At 45.4% G+C, this 18511-nt stretch carries 33 protein-coding genes; 2 read left to right on the top strand and 31 right to left on the bottom strand.

Going from position 1 to position 18511, the window contains the following annotated elements:
- Nucleotides 1-12 precede the first annotated feature (12 nt).
- Complete coding sequence (locus tag FD977_RS00455; protein WP_215305642.1) at nt 13-738, bottom strand: cytochrome c; 726 nt, start codon at nt 736-738, stop codon at nt 13-15.
- A 114-nt stretch (nt 739-852) separates the two neighbouring features.
- Between FD977_RS00455 and yihA the strand changes: the two genes are divergently transcribed.
- The gene (yihA, locus tag FD977_RS00450; RefSeq protein ID WP_215305641.1) at nt 853-1518 is read left to right on the top strand and encodes a ribosome biogenesis GTP-binding protein YihA/YsxC; all 666 of its coding nucleotides are present in this window, start codon (nt 853-855) and stop codon (nt 1516-1518) included.
- Nucleotides 1502-2521, top strand: coding sequence for a porphobilinogen synthase (gene hemB, locus FD977_RS00445; protein WP_371743113.1), 1020 nt, complete (start codon nt 1502-1504; stop codon nt 2519-2521). Before yihA ends, hemB begins: the two co-directional genes overlap by 17 nt.
- Nucleotides 2522-2547: 26 nt before the next feature.
- On the opposite strand, the gene dsbD is transcribed toward hemB, so the two are convergent.
- From dsbD to rplC, 30 genes are all read right to left on the bottom strand, one after another.
- Nucleotides 2548-4221, bottom strand: coding sequence for a protein-disulfide reductase DsbD (gene dsbD, locus FD977_RS00440; RefSeq protein ID WP_215305640.1), 1674 nt, complete (start codon nt 4219-4221; stop codon nt 2548-2550).
- A 4-nt stretch (nt 4222-4225) separates the two neighbouring features.
- A complete protein-coding gene (gene cutA, locus FD977_RS00435; protein WP_215305639.1) occupies nt 4226-4558 on the bottom strand; it encodes a divalent-cation tolerance protein CutA in 333 nt (110 codons plus the stop codon).
- Between the two features lie 68 nt (nt 4559-4626).
- The gene (gene rplQ / locus FD977_RS00430; RefSeq protein ID WP_015420256.1) at nt 4627-5019 is read right to left on the bottom strand and encodes a 50S ribosomal protein L17; all 393 of its coding nucleotides are present in this window, start codon (nt 5017-5019) and stop codon (nt 4627-4629) included.
- Between the two features lie 16 nt (nt 5020-5035).
- Nucleotides 5036-6016 carry a DNA-directed RNA polymerase subunit alpha gene (gene rpoA / locus FD977_RS00425; RefSeq protein WP_046329391.1) on the bottom strand — a complete coding sequence of 327 codons (981 nt, stop codon included), beginning with the start codon at nt 6014-6016 and terminating at the stop codon, nt 5036-5038.
- A 23-nt stretch (nt 6017-6039) separates the two neighbouring features.
- Entirely contained in the window at nt 6040-6663 is a 624-nt protein-coding gene (gene rpsD, locus FD977_RS00420) for a 30S ribosomal protein S4 (protein ID WP_173959392.1), read from the bottom strand.
- Nucleotides 6664-6781: 118 nt separating this feature from the next.
- Complete coding sequence (gene rpsK, locus FD977_RS00415; RefSeq protein WP_011901923.1) at nt 6782-7189, bottom strand: 30S ribosomal protein S11; 408 nt, start codon at nt 7187-7189, stop codon at nt 6782-6784.
- Nucleotides 7190-7207: 18 nt separating this feature from the next.
- Nucleotides 7208-7573, bottom strand: coding sequence for a 30S ribosomal protein S13 (gene rpsM, locus FD977_RS00410; protein ID WP_215305638.1), 366 nt, complete (start codon nt 7571-7573; stop codon nt 7208-7210).
- 24 nt (nt 7574-7597) lie between these two features.
- The gene (gene rpmJ, locus FD977_RS00405) at nt 7598-7714 is read right to left on the bottom strand and encodes a 50S ribosomal protein L36 (RefSeq protein WP_012357167.1); all 117 of its coding nucleotides are present in this window, start codon (nt 7712-7714) and stop codon (nt 7598-7600) included.
- 35 nt (nt 7715-7749) lie between these two features.
- Nucleotides 7750-7968, bottom strand: a complete 219-nt coding sequence (gene infA / locus FD977_RS00400; RefSeq protein ID WP_015420252.1) for a translation initiation factor IF-1 — start codon at nt 7966-7968, stop codon at nt 7750-7752.
- A 4-nt stretch (nt 7969-7972) separates the two neighbouring features.
- A complete protein-coding gene (gene secY / locus FD977_RS00395) occupies nt 7973-9310 on the bottom strand; it encodes a preprotein translocase subunit SecY (RefSeq protein ID WP_215305637.1) in 1338 nt (445 codons plus the stop codon).
- Nucleotides 9311-9327: 17 nt separating this feature from the next.
- The gene (rplO, locus tag FD977_RS00390; RefSeq protein WP_046329388.1) at nt 9328-9768 is read right to left on the bottom strand and encodes a 50S ribosomal protein L15; all 441 of its coding nucleotides are present in this window, start codon (nt 9766-9768) and stop codon (nt 9328-9330) included.
- Between the two features lie 27 nt (nt 9769-9795).
- Nucleotides 9796-9984 (bottom strand): 50S ribosomal protein L30, encoded by a 189-nt coding sequence (gene rpmD, locus FD977_RS00385; RefSeq protein ID WP_046329387.1) that lies wholly within the window; start codon nt 9982-9984, stop codon nt 9796-9798.
- A gap of 23 nt (nt 9985-10007) precedes the next feature.
- The gene (rpsE, locus tag FD977_RS00380; protein ID WP_015420248.1) at nt 10008-10526 is read right to left on the bottom strand and encodes a 30S ribosomal protein S5; all 519 of its coding nucleotides are present in this window, start codon (nt 10524-10526) and stop codon (nt 10008-10010) included.
- Nucleotides 10527-10544: 18 nt separating this feature from the next.
- Entirely contained in the window at nt 10545-10898 is a 354-nt protein-coding gene (rplR, locus tag FD977_RS00375; protein WP_046329386.1) for a 50S ribosomal protein L18, read from the bottom strand.
- A gap of 13 nt (nt 10899-10911) precedes the next feature.
- On the bottom strand, nt 10912-11445 hold the full coding sequence (gene rplF / locus FD977_RS00370; protein WP_215305636.1) for a 50S ribosomal protein L6: 534 nt from the start codon (nt 11443-11445) through the stop codon (nt 10912-10914).
- A gap of 10 nt (nt 11446-11455) precedes the next feature.
- Entirely contained in the window at nt 11456-11851 is a 396-nt protein-coding gene (gene rpsH, locus FD977_RS00365; protein ID WP_015420245.1) for a 30S ribosomal protein S8, read from the bottom strand.
- Between the two features lie 24 nt (nt 11852-11875).
- Nucleotides 11876-12181: a 30S ribosomal protein S14 gene (gene rpsN, locus FD977_RS00360; protein ID WP_015420244.1), complete on the bottom strand. Its 306-nt coding sequence runs from the start codon at nt 12179-12181 to the stop codon at nt 11876-11878.
- 9 nt (nt 12182-12190) lie between these two features.
- Nucleotides 12191-12733 carry a 50S ribosomal protein L5 gene (gene rplE / locus FD977_RS00355; RefSeq protein ID WP_215305635.1) on the bottom strand — a complete coding sequence of 181 codons (543 nt, stop codon included), beginning with the start codon at nt 12731-12733 and terminating at the stop codon, nt 12191-12193.
- A 16-nt stretch (nt 12734-12749) separates the two neighbouring features.
- A complete protein-coding gene (gene rplX / locus FD977_RS00350; protein ID WP_011901911.1) occupies nt 12750-13058 on the bottom strand; it encodes a 50S ribosomal protein L24 in 309 nt (102 codons plus the stop codon).
- A 9-nt stretch (nt 13059-13067) separates the two neighbouring features.
- Entirely contained in the window at nt 13068-13436 is a 369-nt protein-coding gene (gene rplN, locus FD977_RS00345; protein ID WP_015420241.1) for a 50S ribosomal protein L14, read from the bottom strand.
- A 185-nt stretch (nt 13437-13621) separates the two neighbouring features.
- On the bottom strand, nt 13622-13891 hold the full coding sequence (gene rpsQ / locus FD977_RS00340) for a 30S ribosomal protein S17 (RefSeq protein ID WP_046329381.1): 270 nt from the start codon (nt 13889-13891) through the stop codon (nt 13622-13624).
- 12 nt (nt 13892-13903) lie between these two features.
- Nucleotides 13904-14098 (bottom strand): 50S ribosomal protein L29, encoded by a 195-nt coding sequence (gene rpmC, locus FD977_RS00335; protein WP_015420239.1) that lies wholly within the window; start codon nt 14096-14098, stop codon nt 13904-13906.
- A gap of 14 nt (nt 14099-14112) precedes the next feature.
- Nucleotides 14113-14526, bottom strand: coding sequence for a 50S ribosomal protein L16 (rplP, locus tag FD977_RS00330; RefSeq protein WP_088526677.1), 414 nt, complete (start codon nt 14524-14526; stop codon nt 14113-14115).
- Between the two features lie 2 nt (nt 14527-14528).
- Nucleotides 14529-15350, bottom strand: coding sequence for a 30S ribosomal protein S3 (gene rpsC / locus FD977_RS00325; RefSeq protein WP_215305634.1), 822 nt, complete (start codon nt 15348-15350; stop codon nt 14529-14531).
- Between the two features lie 8 nt (nt 15351-15358).
- Complete coding sequence (gene rplV / locus FD977_RS00320; RefSeq protein WP_205621309.1) at nt 15359-15691, bottom strand: 50S ribosomal protein L22; 333 nt, start codon at nt 15689-15691, stop codon at nt 15359-15361.
- 7 nt (nt 15692-15698) lie between these two features.
- The gene (gene rpsS / locus FD977_RS00315; RefSeq protein ID WP_046329379.1) at nt 15699-15977 is read right to left on the bottom strand and encodes a 30S ribosomal protein S19; all 279 of its coding nucleotides are present in this window, start codon (nt 15975-15977) and stop codon (nt 15699-15701) included.
- A 19-nt stretch (nt 15978-15996) separates the two neighbouring features.
- On the bottom strand, nt 15997-16827 hold the full coding sequence (gene rplB, locus FD977_RS00310) for a 50S ribosomal protein L2 (RefSeq protein ID WP_215305633.1): 831 nt from the start codon (nt 16825-16827) through the stop codon (nt 15997-15999).
- A gap of 2 nt (nt 16828-16829) precedes the next feature.
- A complete protein-coding gene (gene rplW, locus FD977_RS00305; RefSeq protein ID WP_076024545.1) occupies nt 16830-17144 on the bottom strand; it encodes a 50S ribosomal protein L23 in 315 nt (104 codons plus the stop codon).
- A complete protein-coding gene (rplD, locus tag FD977_RS00300; RefSeq protein WP_046329377.1) occupies nt 17141-17761 on the bottom strand; it encodes a 50S ribosomal protein L4 in 621 nt (206 codons plus the stop codon). The genes rplW and rplD overlap by 4 nt, the downstream gene beginning before the upstream one ends.
- Before the next feature lie 11 nt (nt 17762-17772).
- Complete coding sequence (gene rplC, locus FD977_RS00295) at nt 17773-18429, bottom strand: 50S ribosomal protein L3 (protein ID WP_215306983.1); 657 nt, start codon at nt 18427-18429, stop codon at nt 17773-17775.
- Nucleotides 18430-18511: the final 82 nt, after the last annotated feature.

Raw genomic sequence — 18511 nt, 5'->3', positions numbered from 1 at the left:
CTGAAGCAAGGATTAATGCAAACCTGCCATGTAATCAGCAACGGCTTTCATCTCTTGATCGGAAAGTTTCGTAGCAATTGATGTCATCTGAGTGCTATTTTTACGAGTGCCTTCACGGAAATTGACTAACTGATTGTAGGAATATTCAGCCCACTGCCCACCTTGGCGCGGATATTGCGCAGGGATACCTGCACCATTAGGGCTATGGCAGCCAGCGCAGGCTGGAACACCTTTCGATGCAATACCGCCACCATAAATACTCTTACCTAATGTAAGAGTATCTTTGCTTTGGGCAACACCCTGAGATGGAGCCTGCTGAGAAAGGAAAGTGCCAATATTAATCATATCTTGCTCATTTAAAGGCATAGACATGCCCATCATGATGGCATTGGCTCTAGTGCCTTCTTTAAAGTTCTTCAACTGTTTTGCTGTGTATGCAGCATGTTGGGCAGATAACTTGGGCCAAGTAGCTACAGCACTCTGGCCTTTAGGACCATGGCATGTAATACAGGCAACAACTCCGCGAGTTGCATCGCCAGCGTTATAGAGTGCTTCACCAGCAGCGACATCCACTTTTGGCTTGGCTGGAGCAACAGCCTTTGCCTCTGTAGCTGGAGCCATGGGTGCTGGATCAGCGGCAATAGCTAGTGGCGCAAGACCGCTTAGAGCGAAAATAGACAGAACTGCAAAGCCAGCACGTAAGCTAGTTAATTTGGAGATTTGGGGGGTTTGACGCATTATGTTTACCTTGGCAAAAATTCTTAAAAATGTTTGGGCCCTTCTTTTTACAACTTTCACCCAACATTATGAGATATTTATTGATTTTGCGTGATTTTACAATAGCTTCTGGACATGTCTAAACTCTTTCAAGCCCGCTTTGCGACCACAGTCAATGACACCCATTGCCTGCCTGCCACTCCGCTCCGAGAAGTCGCTTTTGCTGGGCGCTCCAATGCGGGTAAATCTAGCGCAATTAATGTACTTTGCAACCAAAAACGCCTTGCTTTTGCTAGTAAAACGCCTGGGCGCACCCAGCACATTAACTATTTTGGCCTTTTTGCAAAAGACGATCTCTTAGCCTATTTGGTGGATTTGCCTGGCTATGGCTATGCCGCCGTCAATCATGAGACCAAGTACCACTGGAATGCCCTTCTCAGCGATTACCTGCAAGAGCGGGAGCAACTGGTAGGTATGGTGCTGATTGTGGACTCTAGGCGCGGCATTACCGAACTAGACGAGCAAATGATTCAGTGGTTCGTCCCAACCGGCAAACCCATTCATATTTTGCTCAGTAAGTGCGACAAGCTCAATAAAAGCGAGTGTAAGCATGCCTTAGAAGCGGTACGCAAACAATTACAACAATACGATCCAGCGCTACCTGATGGTCATGGTGATTCCAAGAAACTTACGGCACAATTATTCTCAAGCACCAAGCGTATTGGTCTTGAAGAGGCCGACAATATTGTTATTCAATGGTTATTTGCAGCGGAGACTCAAGAAGATGAAATCACAAGCTAACTCTACATTGAGCTTTCCGGCTCATCGCCCTCGTCGTATGCGGCGCGATGATTGGTCACGTCGCTTGATGCAAGAAAATAAACTCAGTGCAAGCGACCTAATTTATCCAGTATTTTTACTCGAGGGTACAAATCAATCTCAAGCCGTTGCTTCTATGCCTGGGGTTAATCGCGTATCACTCGATTTACTTTTTAGCGTTGCTGAGGAATGTGTCTCCTTAGGTATTCCCGTGTTGGCAATCTTTCCGGTGATTGATGCATCTCTCAAAACACCTGACGGCAAAGAATCGTTTAATCCAAATGGCTTAGTTCCAAACGCAGTGCGCGAGCTCAAGAAACGCTTTCCTAATTTAGGCATCATGACCGATGTAGCACTTGACCCGTACACAAGCCATGGTCAAGATGGCGTCTTGGATGATCAGGGTCGAATTCTGAATGATGAGACTACGGCAATTTTAGTGCAACAAGCTGTTGCTCAAGCACAAGCTGGTGTTGATATTGTTGCGCCATCAGACATGATGGATGGTCGTATCGGAAAAATTCGTGAAGCCTTAGAGCAAAAGAATCTGATTCATACTCGTATCATGGCTTACTCCGCTAAATATGCCTCGGCTTTTTATGGTCCATTTCGTGATGCAGTGGGCTCAGCAAAAAACTTAGGTAAAGCCGATAAGAAAACCTACCAAATGGATTGTGCCAATACAAACGAGGCTTTGCGGGAGGTTGCGCTCGATATTAGTGAAGGTGCTGATATGGTGATGGTCAAGCCTGGCATGCCTTACCTAGACATTGTTCGCAGGGTACGCGATGAATTTAACTACCCCACTTATGCCTATCAAGTGAGTGGTGAGTACGCCATGCTCAAAGCTGCCGCACAAAATGGCTGGCTTGATCACGATGCGGTGATGATGGAATCCTTGCTCGCATTTAAGCGTGCTGGTGCCGATGGCATCTTGACTTACTTTGCACTCGAAGCCGCGCGCTTAATCAAAGCAGGCAAATAATCTGCACTGATTCAGTTTTAGGTGATTTAATTTCCTAGTACTTTTTTCAAGCGCTCAACAAAACGTTGTGGTGGCATGTATCCAATTACCCTTTGATCTTTTAACTCTTCTGAGTTGAGATCAAAGATCAAAATTCCAGGTGGCCCGAATAATCCAAAGCGTTTCAATAAAGCCTGATGCTCAGAATTGTTTTTTGTCACATCAGCTTGTATCAAAATAAATTTCTGCAACTCTTGATTTACTTCGGGATTTGCAAACGTGCTGACCTCCATCTCCTTGCAAGAAATACACCAGTCTGCATAAAAATCCAAAAGTACTAGTTTCTTTTGTTCTTTTGCTTGGGATAAAAATTGGTCTAACTGTGCACTATAGTCAATTACGACAAAACTAGCTTTTCCGATCTGATGTTGGCGCTGACCATTGACCATTGTCTTGCCCGCCTCACCACTACTACTTTGCAATAAGGGGGAAGCGATCCAGGCAGCAGTTGCGACCAATAAAACACCTAATGTTCTTTGTAACCAAACCATCCAAATTCCAGTTGATGGAATCAAGATGCGAGCCTCAATGGCAATAAACAGAAGTGGCAATCCCATGCCTAAAGCCATAACAAAAAGAAGTCCTGCCCCCAGGCTCATTGAGCCTGTTTGAGCAATAAATGCAAGGACTCCAGCCAACGGGGCTGTAATGCAAGGGCTAGCAACTAATGTGGAGATTCCGCCCAAAGCAAAGGCACCTGCAAAGCTGCCCCCCTTGTGACGTCCTGCTAATTGATCTATTTTTTGCTGCCATGATTGGGGCATTCTGATCTCGTATAGGCCGAATAGACTCCCTGATAAGGCCAGCAGCAGTAATGCAAACGCGATGAGCGCTATAGGGCTTTGTAAGGCTCTCTGAACACTGCCGCCTAAGGCAGCCATCAAGACCCCCGCTAATGCATAGACACAAGCCATTCCAAGTACATAGGCGGTCGCTAATAGGCTTGCACGACCCTTAGTAATGGATTGCTTGCCCTGCGCTCCAAACACGATGCTCGACAAAATTGGCAACATGGGAAGAACGCAAGGCGTAAAAGCTAATGCCAGGCCCAAAATGAAGAATGCCAAGAATAGATATGCTGTGGGCGTGCTCTCTAAAAAACGACTAATGACATTAACATCATCACGCTCACGCCAAACGTCCATCAAGCTCAATGCTGTTTTTGAATCCTTGCTTGCCTTATCTCCATCCGATACTTCGGGTATCGGCCGAGCCTTTACTCCGGGGCCTGAAAGTAAAAATTTCAGGATCATTGGCGGATAACAAATCCCAGCTTCAGCGCATCCTTGTAATTCTAACTCCAGGTAGAGAGGCTTTCCTATTTCAGCTTTTTTATCCAAGGTAATAAGAAATGCTTGTTTGTAAACTTGCATTTTCTTTTGAAAAGTCTCATCAAACTTTTCAATCCCAGTGGGGAGCGATGTCTTTACAAGTCCTAATTTATTGGGCTCTGAACCCATCTTGAGATGGAGGGATTCCTGATAGATGTAGTAACCCTTGGCTGGGAAAATCTCTATCTCGACATCATTTGTATTGGCTACCCATGTCGCTTCAGCCTGAAATGCTTTTTCAGGAGGGAGGAATTCCGGTGCTGCAAATACATTACTAATAACTACAAGCAATGCAGCAACTAGAGGAATAAATTTACCCAGGAATCTCATAGAACTACTTTACCTCGGACTCCACCCATTTGCCATAATGCGCCTCGTATTTTTCAGGAGCATACGCAATCACTTCAGGCAAATCATAAGGGTGATGACTTTTTATGAAACTAGAAATATCCGTCCATTTATCTGCAGTTGTTTTTGCTGACAGTAAAACTTCCTTTCCCTCGCAAATCTTGCCATCCCACCGATAGATGGAATGTATACCCTCTTGAATTTGTACGCATGCAGCCAATCGATCCGCAATCAGTTGATTCGCCATTTTCTTTGCATCCTCTAGTGATGCAAAAGTAGTGATAACAATCAGTAACTCAGTAGATTTATCGGGGGTCATGATGTATTTATAACCGTATAAATGGAAAAAGCCAGACCGAAGCCTGGCTTTTACTCTTGCTAAAGGACTTAAGCCTCTTCAGCTACTGCTGTTTCTTCAACTTCTGGACGATCTACCAATTCAACCAAAGCCATTGGTGCATTATCACCATGACGGAAGCCGAACTTCAAAATACGAAGGTAGCCACCTGGACGAGTTGCGTAACGTGGGCCGAGCTCTGTGAAGAGTTTGGTCACGATATCACGGTCGCGTGTGCGATTAAATGCTAAGCGACGGTTTGCTAAGTTATCTTTTTTACCCAAGGTAATCAAAGGCTCAACAACCATGCGCAATTCTTTAGCTTTTGGCAAAGTGGTTTTAATCACTTCGTGCTCCAAAAGAGAATTGGACATGTTGCGCAGCATCGCCAAGCGATGTGATGATGTTCTGTTTAGTTTGCGTAAGCCGTTTCCGTGACGCATGATGCTTCCTTTCTAATTATTTCTCGAGGTTAGCTGGAGGCCAGCTTTCGAGTTTCATGCCAAGACTTAAGCCACGAGCCGCCAATACATCTTTGATTTCGTTCAAAGACTTGCGACCCAAATTAGGCGTCTTCAACAATTCATTTTCAGTACGTTGAATTAAGTCACCGATGTAGTAAATGTTCTCAGCCTTCAAGCAGTTTGCAGAGCGCACTGTGAGTTCGAGATCATCAACCGGACGCATCAACATTGGATCAACCATTGAAGAGCGGCTTGGCGCGAGATCACCAGAAACTTCGCTGCTTTCGAGGGCCGCGAATACAACTAACTGATCAACCAAAATGGTAGCTGCTTGACGAATTGCCTCCTCAGGAGACAACACACCGTTTGTTTCGATAGTCATTACGAGACGATCGAGGTCGGTACGTTGCTCAACACGGGCAGATTCAACAGCATAGCTAACACGGCTTACTGGGCTAAATGAGGCATCCAACACGATACGACCAATGATCTTGGTAGTTTCGTCATGGTATTGACGCATATTGCCTGGCACATAGCCACGACCTTTTTCAACCTTGATCTGCATATCCAACTTGCCACCAGCTGACAAGTGGGCGATAACATGATCAGGATTAATGATTTCTACATCATGTGGTAGGTCGATATCTTTTGCTGTAACTACGCCTGGGCCTTCTTTACGCAAATTGATAGTGACTTCATCACGTGACTGCAACTTAAATACGATACCTTTGAGGTTCAACAAAAGGTTAACTACATCCTCTTGAACGCCATCTAATGTGGAGTATTCATGAACAACACCAGCAATTGCCACTTCAGTTGGCGCATAACCAACCATCGATGACAACAAAACACGACGTAAAGCATTACCGAGTGTGTGGCCATAACCACGCTCGAACGGCTCCATGACAACCTTAGCTTGGTTGGCTGTAAGCGCTTCAACAGAAATAATTTTTGGCTTGAGCAAATTTGTTTGCATATTTTTTCCTTGAGAGTGCCTAATTAGCGTGAATACAATTCGACGATCAAACTTTCATTAATTTCGCCGCTAATGTCTTCACGGTCAGGCACCTGCTTAAATGTTCCCTCCAGCTTTGCTGCATCGACTGATACCCAGCCAACTGCTGCCATCTGCTGAACCAAATTGAGTGATTCTGTAATACGTGTTTGCTTCTTCGCTTTTTCACGAATCGCAACTACATCACCAGGCTTGACCTGAATAGATGGAATATTTACTGGGCTACCATTGAGCAAAATTGCACAGTGGGAAACCAATTGACGCGCTTCAGCACGAGTAGAACCAAAGCCCATACGATAAACAACGTTATCAAGGCGTGATTCCAATAACTGAAGCAATGTTGAGCCAGTATTGCCCTTGCGACGCTCAGCTTCAGCGAAATAACGACGGAACTGACGCTCTAAAATTCCGTACATACGCTTAACCTTTTGCTTTTCACGCAATTGATTACCGTAATCAGATGTTCTTGAGCCAGATGTACGGCCATGTTGACCAGGCTTAGTATCTAACTTGCACTTGTCTGACAGGGCGCGACGTGCGCTCTTTAAAAATAAGTCGGTACCTTCCCGACGTGCTAATTTGGCCTTAGGCCCTAAGTAACGTGCCACGATGCTTTCCTTTCTTTGCCGCAGCCTTACGACTGACGGTGAGTTCACCCTTTAATTCAGATGAACAGTGGGCTTTAATAAAAAACTACTAAAACTGTTGTACTGCCAACATCCAAGCTTAGATACGACGACGCTTAGGAGGACGGCAACCATTGTGCGGAACTGGAGTTACGTCTTGAATTTCTGTGATCTTGATGCCCAAAGAATTCAATGCACGAACTGCTGATTCACGACCTGGGCCTGGACCCTTGATCTGAACTTCTAAGTTCTTGATTCCGCACTCAACGGCAGCTTTACCTGCTACTTCTGCCGCTACCTGAGCAGCAAAAGGTGTTGATTTACGTGAGCCCTTGAAGCCCTGGCCACCAGATGTTGCCCATGAAAGCGCATTACCTTGGCGATCAGTGATCGTAATAATAGTGTTGTTAAAAGAAGCGTGAACGTGTGCAATGCCGTCAGCAACGTTCTTTTTAACCTTCTTGCGTGCACGCTGTGAAGCTGCAGAAGCGGATTGTTGTTTTGCCATGTCAATAAACTTTCTTGATTATTTCTTGAGTTGCACGCCAGACTTACGTGGGCCCTTGCGGGTACGCGCGTTCGTCTTAGTACGTTGACCACGTACAGGCAAGCCCTTGCGATGACGTACGCCGCGGTAGCAGCCCAAGTCCATCAAACGCTTGATGTTCATCGTTACTTCACGACGAAGGTCACCTTCAGTAATAAATTTACCTACTTCATCACGCAACTTTTCCAAGTCACCATCAGTAAGATCTTTAACTTTTTTGTCGATAGCAACACCTGTGGTTTCACAAATTTTGCGAGCACGAGTTGTGCCAATGCCAAAAATTGCTGTTAAACCGATAACAGTATGTTGATGATTTGGGATGTTTACCCCAGCGATACGTGCCATGAGATTTCCTCTTAATTAACCAGATCAGCCTTGACGCTGCTTATGACGTGCGTCTGAAGAACAGATCACGCGAACAACGCGTTTGCGCTTAATGATCTTGCAATTTCTGCAAATACACTTAACGGATGCTAAAACTTTCATAACTCACCTCTAAAAAAATATGTACTACTTAATCTTTACTTCGCTCGGAAAATAATTCTTGCGCGCGTCAGGTCGTAAGGAGTCATCTCCACCGTCACCTTATCTCCTGGCAGGATGCGGATGTAATGCATCCTCATCTTTCCAGAAATGTGCCCTAGAACCACATGTCCGTTCTCTAGCTTCACGCGAAACATTGCGTTCGGCAAATTCTCAATAATTTCTCCCGCCATCTGAATTACATCGTCTTTAGACATTCAGTTAAGCGCCCATCTTAAAGTTAGCTTTTTTCATTAAAGAACCATACTGTTGTTGCATAACGAATGACTGAACTTGAGCCATGAAATCCATTGCAACAACGACAATAATCAACAATGAAGTACCGCCAAAATAAAATGGCACGTTGTACTTCAACACTAAGAATTCTGGTAACAAGCAAACCAAAACCATATAAATTGCACCAGCCAATGTCAAACGAACCAAGATCTTGTCAATGTAGCGACCGGTCTGATCACCAGGACGAATACCAGGAACAAAGGCACCGCTCTTCTTAAGATTATCTGCAGTGTCACGGCTGTTAAAAACCAATGCAGTGTAGAAAAAGCAGAAGAAAATAATCGCTGCAGCATACAAGATTGTGTAAACAGGTTGACCTGGGGCCAATGTTGCAGCCAAGTCCTTAATGACTTTGCTAAACATATTGGTTGGCTCGCCTGATGTAAACCAGCCAGCGATAGTCGCAGGGAACAAAATAATAGACGAAGCAAAAATTGGAGGAATAACGCCAGCCATATTTAACTTCAGCGGGAAATACGAAGATTGGCCACCATAAACCTTGTTGCCAACTTGACGTTTAGCGTAGTTCACCAAAATACGGCGCTGACCACGCTCTACAAACACCACAAAATAAGTCACTGCAATACAGATCACCACGATCAGCAATGCAGACAGGATATTCATTGAACCGGTGCGAACTAATTCAAGCAAGCTACCGATTGCAGTTGGCAGGCCAGAAACAATGCCGCCGAAAATAATGATGGAGATACCGTTACCAAGACCACGCTCAGTAATCTGCTCACCAAGCCACATGAGGAACATCGTGCCAGTAACTAAAGTCACTACTGTATTGAGTTCGAAGATCAGACCAGGATTAATAACCAAACCTGGTTGGGCTTGAAGCGCAACTGAAATACCTAAAGCCTGGAATGTTGCCAGCAACACAGTGCCGTAACGGGTGTATTGAGTAATCTTGCGCTGCCCCGCTTGACCTTCTTTTTTCAAAGACTCCAAAGTGGGAATAACAATCGTCATCAACTGCATGATGATTGACGCAGAGATATATGGCATGATTCCCAATGCAAAAACTGTAAAGCGGGATAGTGCACCACCTGAGAATAGGTTAAACATACCCAAAATACCGTCTTTTTGCCCTGCGAACAATTGTGCTAATTGGTCTGGATCAATACCTGGCACTGGAATGTGCGCACCCAAACGGAACACGAGCAATGCTAAAACCAGGAATACCAAGCGTTGACGTAATTCGCCAAACTTGTTTCCTGATTGAGCAATACCTGCTGCGTTGGAGGGTGCGAGTGCCATTATTTACTAAAAACTAATTAAACCAAGTCAACCAATTTGCCGCCAGCTGCTTCAATAGCTGCTTTTGCACCTGCAGTTGCTGTAATACCCTTGAGGGTTACTGCAATAGACAGTTCACCAGTCTTAATCACTTTTACTGAATTAATCTGCTCACCAGCAAAACCGTGGGCTCTCAAAACCAATAAGTCCACTTCTGGTAGATTGATTTTTGCTAAGTCGTTCAAAGTAATTTGACCAACATGACGACGTGTCAAAGACACGAAACCACGTTTTGGCAAACGACGATACATCGGCATCTGTCCGCCTTCGAATCCCACTTTATGGAATCCACCTGAGCGTGACTTCTGACCTTTATGACCACGACCAGCTGTTTTTCCAAGACCAGAACCGATGCCGCGACCAACGCGACGACGATTTTTATTGGAGCCCGCTGCGGGTTTGAGTGTATTGAGTTGCATATTCTTCGCCTATTTACTTGCTAGTTGTTAGCCAACGACTTTAACTAGATAAGAAACTTTATTAATCATTCCGCGAACAGCTGGAGTGTCTTCCAATTCTGAAACAGAATTGATGCGACGCAGGCCTAAGCCGCGAACGGTTGCACGGTGGCTTTCGCGTGTGCCGATCAAGCTGCGCACTAATTGCAGTTTGACTTTGGAGTTGGTTGTTGTCATTTATAGATTCCTAATATTTGGTCTTAGCCGAGAATCTCTTCTACTGATTTGCCACGCTTAGCAGCAATTTCAGAAGGAGTGCTCATCTTGCTCAAGCCATCAATCGTTGCACGAACCATGTTGTAAGGGTTGGTTGAGCCAAGTGACTTAGCAACAACGTTAGTTACACCCATTACATCGAAAATTGCGCGCATTGGGCCACCAGCGATAACGCCAGTACCGTCTTTAGCTGGAGAAATCATCACGCGTGATGCGCCATGCTTACCGATCACAGTATGTTGCAAAGTACCTTTACGTAAGGAAACTTTGATCATCTTGCGACGCGCTTCGTCCATTGCCTTTTGAACAGCCACTGGAACTTCTTTTGATTTGCCTTTGCCCATGCCGATACGACCATCGCCATCGCCAACTACAGTGAGTGCAGCGAAGCCGAGAATACGACCACCCTTAACCACTTTAGTTACACGATTAACAGCAATCATCTTCTCGCGAAGACCATCATCACGCTCTTCGTTTTGCATCTTGGTTTGCATTTTTGCCATGTTTTTTCCTAAACCCTATTAGAACTTCAGGCCGGCTTCACGCGCAGCTTCAGCTAAGGCCTTAATACGGCCGTGGTAACGATGACCGGAACGATCAAAAGCAACATCAACAATGCCTGCTTTAACGGCACGCTCAGCAACTAACTTGCCGATTTGTTTTGCAGCTTCAGCGTTGCCGCCGTTTTTGATCGCTTGGCGCAAATCTTTTTCCATTGTTGAAGCAGCTGCTACAACTTTGGTTCCACATGGGCTATATACCTGTGCAGAAATATGTGTGTTGCTACGGATAACTGTTAAGCGATTTGCCAATGCTTCGGCAATGCGAATACGAGTCTGCCTAGCACGTCTTTGTCTGGATTCGTCTTTATTCATTTTCTAATCTCGCTTACTTCTTCTTAGTTTCTTTCAGGTGTACAACCTCATCCACGTACCGAACGCCTTTGCCTTTGTATGGCTCTGGTGAACGGTATGCGCGAACTTCAGCAGCAACCTGGCCAACCTGCTGCTTGTTGGAACCTTTGATAATGATTTCAGTTTGAGTTGGGGTCTCAGCTTTTACACCCTTTGGCAGGTTGTAAATAATGTCGTGTGAGAAACCTAACTGCAATTTCAATGAATCGCCCTGGGCAGCAGCACGGTAACCAACGCCCACTAAGCTGAGCTTGCGCTCAAAGCCAGCAGTTACGCCAACAACCATGTTATTTACCAAAGCGCGGGCTGTACCTGACTGTGCACCAGCTTCTGGTGTGCTGTTATTTAAAACAACTGTCAATACGCCGTCTTCTTGTTTCAAACCAACAGAAGGATGCAAGTTATGTGTCAAAGTGCCCAATGGACCCTTAACAGTAATGTTTGCACCGTTGATGCTGATTTCAGCGCCCTTAGGGACTGGAATAGGTGATTTACCAACGCGGGACATATTTCTCTCCTTACGCGACGTAGCAAATAACTTCGCCACCAACGCCGTTTGCACGTGCTTTGCGGTCTGTCATTACGCCTTGTGGGGTTGAAATAATTGCAATGCCCAAGCCATTCATTACTTCAGGAATGTCATGACGGCCTTTGTAGATACGTAGACTTGGTGTAGAAACACGGTCAATACGCTCAATAACAGGACGGCCTGCGTAGTATTTGAGTTCAATATGTAGCACTGGCTTAGCTGCTTCACCTTTGATTTCAAAACTATCGATATAACCTTCATCCTGCAAGACTTTTGCAATAGCTACTTTAACTTTTGACGACGGCATCAAGACTACGGGTTTCTGCACTGCTTGCGCATTGCGGATCCTTGTCAACATGTCGGCGATTGGATCGCTGATACTCATGAGTTCTCCTAATTCTTTCGCCGCTTACCAGCTGGCCTTGGTTAAACCGGGGATTTCGCCACGGAAGGCGATTTCACGAATTTTGCTACGCGCTAAACCAAACTTACTGAATACACCGCGCGGACGACCGGTTAATGAACAACGATTTCTTTGACGAATCGGGCTTGCGTTACGTGGAAGTGCCTGTAGCTTCAAGCGAGCCTCATAGCGCTCTTCATCACTGCGTGATTGATCAGCGATGATTGCTTTGAGTTCTGCACGCTTTACAGCGTACTTCTCTACAGTTTTTGCGCGCTTATTCTCGCGCTCAATTAGGGATAGTTTTGCCACGTTAGCCTCTTAATTGCGGAAAGGGAATTTGAACGCTGCTAACAAAGCTTTTGCTTCTTCGTCAGTCTTAGCGGTCGTCGTAATACTAATATTGAGACCGCGGAGGGCATCAATTTTGTCGTATTCGATCTCAGGGAAAATGATTTGCTCTTTAACGCCGATGTTGTAATTACCGCGGCCGTCAAATGCCTTACCGGAAATTCCGCGGAAGTCACGTACGCGTGGCAAAGCAACAGTAACGAAACGATCTAAAAATTCATACATGCGCTGACCGCGCAATGTCACCATGGCACCAATTGGGTAGCCTTGACGAATTTTGAAACCAGCAATCGCTTTTTTAGCTTTTGTCACAACTGGCTTTTGCCCTGCTACTTTAGTCAAATCACCAACTGCATTTTCGATAATTTTCTTGTCGTTCACTGCATCGCCCAAGCCCATATTCAGGGTTACCTTAGTGATACGTGGAACTTCCATAATTGACTTGTAGCCAAACTTGGTCATTAGATCAGCAACAACTTTTGCTTGATAGTGTTCTTGAAAACGTGTGCTCATAATTTCTCCGTGCCCCTTATGCGCTTAAAGTTGCGCCAGTGGTTTTGAGGAAACGTTGCTTTTTACCGTCGACGAGTTTGATACCAACACGTGATGGTTTGCCGTTACCGTCAACCACAGCCACATTAGAAATGTGAACAGGCATCGTCTTGTCAATCATGCCGCCAGTAACACCGGCTGCTGGATTTGGCTTAACGCTCTTTTTGTAAATATTTACGCCTTCGATCACTAATTTGTTCTCGAGAACAGCTGTAACAGTTCCTTGCTTGCCCTTATCGCGGCCAGTCAATAAAACTACTGAATCACCTTTACGAATTTTTTTCATATCAGCCTCTTAAATAACTTCGGGGGCGAGAGAAACGATCTTCATGAACTTTTCAGTACGCAATTCGCGTGTGACTGGTCCAAAGATACGTGTGCCAATTGGCTCTAACTTAGCGTTGAGCAATACCGCAGCATTGCCATCGAACTTAATCAATGAGCCATCTGGACGGCGTACACCTTTAGCAGTTCTTACCACTACGGCGTTATAAATGTCACCTTTTTTTACACGGCCACGTGGTGCGGCGGACTTTACAGTCACCTTAATGACATCACCGATACTGGCGTAACGACGCTTAGAGCCGCCCAATACCTTGATGCACAAAACTTCACTGGCGCCCGTGTTATCGGCGACCTGTAATCTACTTTCGGTCTGAATCATTTTTTAATCCCCAACTTGTTAGCCAAAGGCAAACAGTCTTGGTTCCGTCTATGGGCTTTAACGAAAGCTAAAACCCGGAATTAATGAAAAAACACTGCTTCCCCAATAAAACCAGAGAAGCCGACTATCATACTACGTAAAACAGGGATTTGGCAATAGATTTCGCCAAAATCCCTAGTATTTCTTTAAATACCCTTTGATTCTTGAACTAAACGGGTCACTACCCAAGATTTAGTACGTGAAATTGGCCTAGATTCAGCAATTTCAACGGTATCACCCATCTTGTATTGACCAGCTTCGTCATGAGCGTGGTATTTTTTGGACTGTCCAACATATTTGCCATAAAGCGCATGTTTTACTTGGCGCTCAACTAGCACAGTCACAGTTTTTTGCATTTTATCGCTAACGACACGACCCACTAGGGTGCGGCGCAAGGGTTTAGATAATTCTGTCATATCCCTTTTTCCTTATTTCTGTGCAGTTTTTTGAGTAATAAACGTCTTTACGCGAGCAATTTCACGCTTAGTCTTACCCAATTGGCTGGTATTTGTGAGTTGCTGAGTACCTTTTTGCATACGGAGTTTGAAGCTTGTCTTCAAGAGCTCTGTCAATTCTGCGTTCAAGGCAACCAGGTCTTTGGATGCTAATTCTGTCTTTTTCATAATCTCTATCCCGATCAACCTAAGTGGCGAATCACGAAAGTGGTTTGTAATGGCAACTTAGCAGCAGCAAGCTTGAAAGCTTCGCGCGCCAATGTTTCATCTACTCCATCCATCTCGTACAAAATCTTGCCTGGTTGAATTTCTGCTACGTAGTACTCTGGATTACCTTTACCGTTACCCATACGCACTTCAGCTGGCTTTTGTGAAATTGGCTTATCTGGGAAAATGCGAATCCAAATACGACCACCACGCTTAATGTGACGGGTCATTGCGCGACGTGCAGATTCAATCTGACGTGCAGTCAAACGACCACGGCCAATAGCTTTCAATCCAAAGTCACCAAAGGCCACTGAACTACCACGTGTTGCCACGCCAGTGTTACGTCCCTTTTGTTCCTTGCGATACTTACGACGCTTTGGTTGTAGCATGCTTACTCTCCTGACTTCTGCGCTTCAGCACTTACGGCTTCAACGGCTTTCGGTACACGCTTTACTGTTGGCTTAGCAGCAACCAATGGCTTGCTGTCAGCTGCGGGTTTGCGTGCGGTTGTTTTGGCTGGTGCACGACGTGGCTTCTTTTCATCAGCCGCTGGCTCTGCTGTTACAGCTGGAGCATCAGCACCACGACCTAATGTATCGCCTTTATATACCCAAACTTTTACACCGATGATGCCGTATGTTGTTTCCGCTTCTGATGTAGCGTAATCAATATCAGCTTTCAATGTATGAAGAGGAACGCGGCCTTCACGGTACCATTCGCGACGTGCAATCTCAGCACCGTTCAAACGACCAGAAGACATGATCTTGATTCCTTGTGCGCCAAGACGCATTGCATTTTGCATTGCGCGCTTCATTGCACGTCGGAACATGATGCGCTTCTCTAACTGCTGAGTAATAGAATCAGCAATTAATTGAGCATCCACTTCAGGCTTACGAATTTCTTCGATATTCACGTGGACTGGAACGCCCATGCGCTTTTGAAGTTCACGACGGAGCACTTCAATATCTTCGCCTTTTTTACCGATCACAACACCTGGACGTGAGCTATAGATAGTAATACGTGCATTCTTTGCAGGACGCTCGATGATTACCTTGCTAACAGATGCATTCTTTAATTTCTTTTTCAAATAGATGCGGACATCTACGTCCTCTTTAAGCATCTTTGCAAAATCAGTATTGTTTGCATACCACTTCGATGTCCAGTTCTTCGTTACCGAGAGTCGGAATCCGGTTGGGTTTATCTTTTGTCCCATATCTTCCCTTAGTTACTCAAGGTCACGGTAATGTGACATGTTTGTTTTTCGATTTGATTGCCACGACCCTTAGCACGTGCTGTGAAGCGCTTCAAGGAAGTACCCTTATCAACAATAATTGTTGAAACCTTGAGCTCATCAATATCAGCACCCTTATTGTGTTCAGCGTTGGCCATTGCGGACTCAACAACTTTCTTCACAATGAAGGCAGCTTTTTTGGGGCTGAAATTCAAAATGTTCAATGCGCGTGCAATTGGCAAACCACGAATTTGATCAGCGACCAAACGTGTCTTTTGCGCAGAAATGCGGGCGCCTTTGTGAATAGCTTTTACTTCCATCATCATCCCCTTACTTCTTCGTTACTTTCTTGTCAGCAGCGTGACCTTTGAAAGTACGGGTCAAGGCAAATTCGCCTAACTTATGACCCACCATGTTTTCTGATACATATACCGGAACGTGTTGACGACCGTTATGTACAGCAATCGTCAGACCAATAAAGTCTGGGAGGATTGTTGAACGGCGTGACCAAGTTTTAATCGGCTTTTTGTCTTTGTTGGCTTGTGCGACTTCAACTTTATTTACTAAGCTGGCTTCGCAAAATGGGCCTTTTTTAGCTGAACGTGTCATATCTATTTATCCTTATCGCTTAACGTTTTTGACGACGTTGAACGATCATCGAAGTTGTACGCTTATTGCGACGTGTACGATAACCTTTGGTTGGTGTGCCCCATGGGGAGACAGGTACACGGCCTTCGCCAGTTCTACCTTCACCACCACCGTGTGGGTGATCTACTGGGTTCATTGCCACACCGCGAACGGTTGGGCGAATACCGCGCCAGCGATTTGCACCAGCTTTACCAATAACGCGCAAGCTGTGCTCTTCATTACCAACTTCACCAATAGTGGCACGACACTCGATTAAAATACGACGAACTTCACCAGAGCGCAAGCGCACCTGAGCGTATACGCCTTCACGAGCTAACAACACTGCAGAGCCGCCAGCGGAACGTGCGATTTGAGCACCTTTACCTGGCAACATTTCTACGCAGTGAATGGTGCTACCAACTGGAATGTTGCGAATTGGCAAATTGTTACCAGACTTGATTGGGGCTTCAGAGCCACTCATCAATGGCTGACCAACTGTCATGCCTTTTGCAGCCAGAATATAGCGACGCTCACCATCAGCAAACACGATCAATGCAATATTTGCACTGCGGTTTGGATCGTATTCCAAGCGTTCTACTTTTGCTGGAATGCCATCTTTGTCGTTGCGTTTGAAATCAACAACACGATAGTGATGCTTATGACCACCACCCTTATGACGGGTAGTGATATGACCATTATTATTACGACCTGCTTTTTGGAACTGTGGCTCTACCAACGCTGCAAAAGGTTTACCTTTATGCAGGTCAGGATTGACCACCTTGACCATTGAGCGACGACCCGGTGAGGTCGGTTTTGTCTTCATCAAAGGCATGATTAATTCGCCTCCGCTTCAAAGTTAATTTCTTGACCTGGCTTCAAGCTAACGTAGGCCTTCTTGGTATGGTCACGACGACCTTCAAAACGGCCATAGCGCTTTGGCTTACCTTTTTGATTTACGATTTGAACAGAGTCAACTTGCACCTTAAAGAGCAACTCAACTGCTTGTTTCACATCGCTCTTATTGGCGTCGCGTGTAACTTGAAATACCACTTGTTCGTTTTTCTCTGCAACCATGGTTGCTTTTTCAGAGATAACCGGCCCAAGCAGAACCTTCATCAAGCTGTGATCGTTTTTACGGACTTGGCTCATTTCAGCAACTCCTCAATTTTTGCGATCGCTGCTTTGCTTACCAATACTTTTTTGTATTGAACTAAAGCTAATGGATCAGCGTGCTGTGGCTCACATACAGCAACCTTATGCAAGTTGCGTGATGCCAAGTACAAATTCTCGCTAACCTGATCAACGATGATCAAGACTGAATCCAATCCCATTGCTTTAACTTTGTCAGCTAAAACTTTAGTCTTTGGAGCATCAAGAGTAAATTGGTCAACAACATTCAAACGACCTTCGCGAGCTAACTGAGACAAAATAGATCTCATACCAGCGCGGTACATTTTCTTGTTTACTTTTTGGCTGAAATTTTCTTCAGGTGAATTCGGGAATATACGACCACCTCCACGCCAAAGCGGGGAAGAGCTCATACCAGCACGTGCACGACCAGTGCCCTTTTGACGCCAAGGTTTTTTGGTTGTGTGCTTAACTTGCTCACGGTCTTTTTGTGCGCGGTTACCGCTACGTGCATTTGCTTGGTAAGCCACAACAACTTGGTGTACCAATGCTTCGTTATATTCGCGTTCGAATACTTCTGGTGAGGCTTGAATGCCTGCGCCTAAAGTTCCGTTATCTTGGAGAAGCTTAAGTTCCATATTCGCTCTCCTTATTTCTTCTTCAACGGTGTCTTCACCGCTGGAGTAACAATCACTTTACCGCCTGGGGCGCCTGGAATAGCGCCTTTAACCATGATGAGATTGCGTTCTGCATCAATGCGTGCGATGACTAAATTTTGTACAGTGCGTGTCTCGTCACCAAGGTGGCCTGTCATGCGCTTACCTGGGAAAACACGACCTGGATCTTGCGCCATACCGATAGAACCTGGCACGTTATGTGAACGTGAGTTACCGTGTGACGCGCGACCTGAAGCGAAGTGATGGCGCTTGATGGTACCGGCGTAGCCTTTACCAATCGTTACGCCTTGTACATCCACTTTTTGGCCAGCAGCAAATGCAGTGTCAGCAGGAATTACTTGTCCTGGTGCCATTTCTGCGATTTTTGCAGCATCTAGTTGGAATTCGTTGAGACCGTTACCAGCCATCACACCCGCTTTAGCGAAGTGACCAGCCATTGCTTTGGTAACGCGAGTAGCTCTACGTGTGCCATGTGCCAACTGGATAGCATCATAGCCATCAGTTGCCTGGGTCTTGATTTGAGCGATTCTGTTGTCGCTCACGTCAATTACGGTGACAGGAATTGCTTCCCCTTCGTCCGTAAATAGACGGGTCATGCCGATCTTGCGACCGATTAAGCCTAAGCTCATAATCATGCTCCACGCCGACTTCGATTGGTCGGCAAAATTAATTTAAGTGATTTACAAGTAAAAGTACTTCTAAATCAATAAG

Source organism: Polynucleobacter sp. AP-Elch-400A-B2 (assembly GCF_018688355.1).
In the GTDB taxonomy this organism is placed as follows: domain Bacteria; phylum Pseudomonadota; class Gammaproteobacteria; order Burkholderiales; family Burkholderiaceae; genus Polynucleobacter.
Note: the sequence above shows the minus strand (reverse complement) of the source record. Positions and strands in the feature narration are given on the sequence as shown.